This is a genomic window from Streptomyces niphimycinicus (assembly GCF_018883605.1).
GTDB lineage: Bacteria > Actinomycetota > Actinomycetes > Streptomycetales > Streptomycetaceae > Streptomyces > Streptomyces niphimycinicus.
The window spans coordinates 1-3,159 of the sequence record NZ_JAHLEM010000607.1 but is presented as its reverse complement, the minus strand read 5'-3'; the positions used below and the strand labels follow the sequence as shown (position 1 = coordinate 3,159).

The following is a 3,159-nucleotide window of genomic DNA, read 5'->3' as shown; positions in this document are numbered from 1 at the left end:
CGGCCGCGGGGCCGTGCGGCACATGTGCCGGGCTGCCGGGCACGGGCCCGATGGGCACGCCCGACGGCTACCGCCGCTGGGGGCTGGACCGGCCGCTGGAGCGGCCTCCGGCCCCGCCCGCCGTCAAGCCCGCGCTCGGCCGGTCGGGGCCGCAGCAGTGGGGGCTGCCGCCGATCGTGCGGCAGGTGCCCACCGACAAGCGGGTGGTCTTCGTGACGATCGACGACGGGATCGAGAAGGACCCGCGCTTCGTGAAGCAGGCCCGCGAGCTCGGGCTGCCGTTCACCGCGTTCCTCACCGACAACGTGATCGGGGACCACTACGACTACTTCGACCGGTTGCGCCGCCTCGGCAACCCCATGGAGAACCACACCCTCACCCATCCCAGCCTGGCCGGTATGGCCTACGACGACCAGGTGCGGGAGATCTGCGGCCAGCGGGACAACGTGTGGGACCACTTCGGTCAAGCGCCGCGCCTCTTCCGTCCCCCTTTCGGGGACTACGACGAGACGACGCTGCGGGCGGCGGGCTTCTGCGGGGCGCGGACGGTGGTGCTGTGGCGCGCCGAGATGGAGACCCGCGGGCTGGCCTACCGCTCCGGCGACCATCTGCTGCCGGGGGACATCATCCTCGCGCACTTCCGGGGGCCGGATCAGCTCGAGGGCCAGTCGATGACCGAGTGGATCACAGCGCTGGTGCGGGCGATCCAGGCCCAGGGATTCACGATCGGCCAACTGGAGGACTATGTGTGACGGCCCTGGGGGGAGGGGTGAGGAGGGGTGTGGCATGCGGCGGTGATGAGGTGGCGAGCGGGGGCCGCCACCACGTCGCTTGGCACTCTAGTTGACTGAGTGCTAACCGCGTCATAATGTCGAGGCTGGCACTCGGGACCGATGAGTGCCAAGGGATACAGCGACGGGCAGGTCCGGCACCCGCGACGACGGATCCACCTGGTCGCCACCTCAGACAGTTGACCCCGTGAGATCTCCGAAGGGGGAGGTCGGATCGTGACGACCACCAGCTCCAAGGTTGCCATCAAGCCGCTCGAGGACCGCATTGTGGTCCAGCCGCTCGACGCCGAACAGACCACGGCTTCGGGCCTGGTCATTCCGGACACCGCCAAGGAAAAGCCCCAGGAGGGCGTCGTCCTGGCCGTGGGCCCGGGCCGCTTCGAGGACGGCAAGCGCCTTCCGCTCGACGTCTCCGTCGGTGACGTCGTGCTCTACAGCAAGTACGGCGGCACCGAGGTGAAGTACAGCGGCGAGGAGTACCTCGTCCTCTCGGCTCGCGACGTCCTCGCGATCGTCGAGAAGTAATCACCGAAGTTTTGCCTATGAGCCGCGCCCCGGTGCCCGCGTCTGAAACCGGGGTCGGGGCGCGGTTCGTTCGAGAGGACATACGGAACTCATGGCGAAGATCCTGAAGTTCGACGAGGACGCCCGTCGCGCCCTCGAGCGCGGCGTCAACAAGCTTGCGGACACCGTCAAGGTGACGATCGGCCCCCGTGGCCGCAACGTCGTCATCGACAAGAAGTTCGGTGCTCCGACCATCACCAACGACGGTGTCACGATCGCCCGCGAGGTCGAGGTCGAGGACCCGTACGAGAACCTGGGCGCCCAGCTCGTCAAGGAGGTGGCGACCAAGACCAACGACATCGCGGGCGACGGCACCACCACCGCGACCGTGCTGGCCCAGGCCCTGGTCCGCGAGGGCCTGAAGAACGTGGCCGCGGGCGCCTCCCCGGCCGCCCTCAAGAAGGGCATCGACGCGGCGGTCAAGGCCGTCTCGGACGACCTGCTGGCCACCGCCCGCCCGATCGACGAGAAGTCCGACATCGCCGCCGTGGCCGCGCTGTCCGCGCAGGACAAGCAGGTCGGCGAGCTGATCGCCGAGGCGATGGACAAGGTCGGCAAGGACGGTGTCATCACCGTCGAGGAGTCCAACACCTTCGGCCTGGAGCTCGACTTCACCGAGGGCATGGCCTTCGACAAGGGCTACCTCTCGCCGTACATGGTCACCGACCAGGAGCGGATGGAGGCCGTCCTCGAGGACCCGTACATCCTGATCCACCAGGGCAAGATCGCCTCGATCCAGGACCTGCTGCCGCTCCTGGAGAAGATCATCCAGGCCAACGCCAGCAAGCCGCTGCTGATCATCGCCGAGGACGTGGAGGGCGAGGCCCTCTCGACCCTCGTCGTCAACAAGATCCGCGGCACCTTCAACGCCGTCGCGGTGAAGGCCCCGGGCTTCGGTGACCGCCGTAAGGCCATGCTCGGCGACATCGCCACCCTTACGGGCGGCACCGTCATCGCCGAAGAGGTCGGCCTCAAGCTGGACCAGGTCGGTCTGGACGTGCTGGGCACCGCCCGCCGCGTGACCGTCACCAAGGACGACACCACGATCGTCGACGGTGGCGGCAAGAGCGACGAGGTCACCGGCCGCGTCAACCAGATCAAGGCCGAGATCGAGGCCACGGACTCCGACTGGGACCGCGAGAAGCTTCAGGAGCGGCTCGCGAAGCTGGCCGGCGGCGTGTGCGTGATCCGCGTGGGTGCGGCCACCGAGGTCGAGCTCAAGGAGAAGAAGCACCGCCTGGAGGACGCCATCTCCGCGACCCGCGCCGCGGTCGAGGAGGGCATCGTCTCCGGTGGTGGCTCCGCGCTGGTCCACGCCGCGAAGGTGCTGGAGAACGGCCTGGGCCTGGAGGGCGACGAGGCCACCGGTGTCGCGGTCGTCCGCCGCGCCGCGGTCGAGCCGCTGCGCTGGATCGCCGAGAACGCCGGTCTCGAGGGCTACGTCATCACCTCGAAGGTCGCCGAGCTCGAGAAGGGCCACGGCTACAACGCGGCCACCGAGGAGTACGGCGACCTGGTGAAGGCCGGCGTCATCGACCCGGTCAAGGTCACCCGCTCCGCGCTGGAGAACGCGGCGTCGATCGCCTCGCTGCTGCTCACCACCGAGACGCTGGTGGTCGAGAAGCCGGCCGAGGAAGAGGCCGAGGCCGGGGGCCACGGCCACGGCCACGCGCACTGACGCACTGACGTTTGCACGTCGCCGCTGTGCTGCGCGAAGGCGCGGCCGCCCTGAGGGCGGCCGCGCCTTCGTCGTTCGCCCCCGGTTGTGTGGTGGGTGCCGGGGGCGGGGCCTCCGGTGCGGCGC

At 69.4% G+C, this 3,159-nt stretch carries 3 protein-coding genes; all 3 read left to right on the top strand.

The window, feature by feature from the left end; translation table 11 throughout:
- On the top strand, positions 1 to 752 hold a 752-nt coding region (locus tag KN815_RS37560), incomplete at its 5' end, for a polysaccharide deacetylase family protein (protein WP_216346314.1).
- Positions 753 to 1,007: 255 nt separating this feature from the next.
- Positions 1,008 to 1,316 carry a co-chaperone GroES gene (gene groES / locus KN815_RS37555; RefSeq protein ID WP_014054228.1) on the top strand — a complete coding sequence of 103 codons (309 nt, stop codon included), beginning with the start codon at positions 1,008 to 1,010 and terminating at the stop codon, positions 1,314 to 1,316.
- Between the two features lie 91 nt (positions 1,317 to 1,407).
- Positions 1,408 to 3,033, top strand: a complete 1,626-nt coding sequence (gene groL, locus KN815_RS37550; protein ID WP_216346313.1) for a chaperonin GroEL — start codon at positions 1,408 to 1,410, stop codon at positions 3,031 to 3,033.
- Positions 3,034 to 3,159 lie beyond the last annotated feature (126 nt).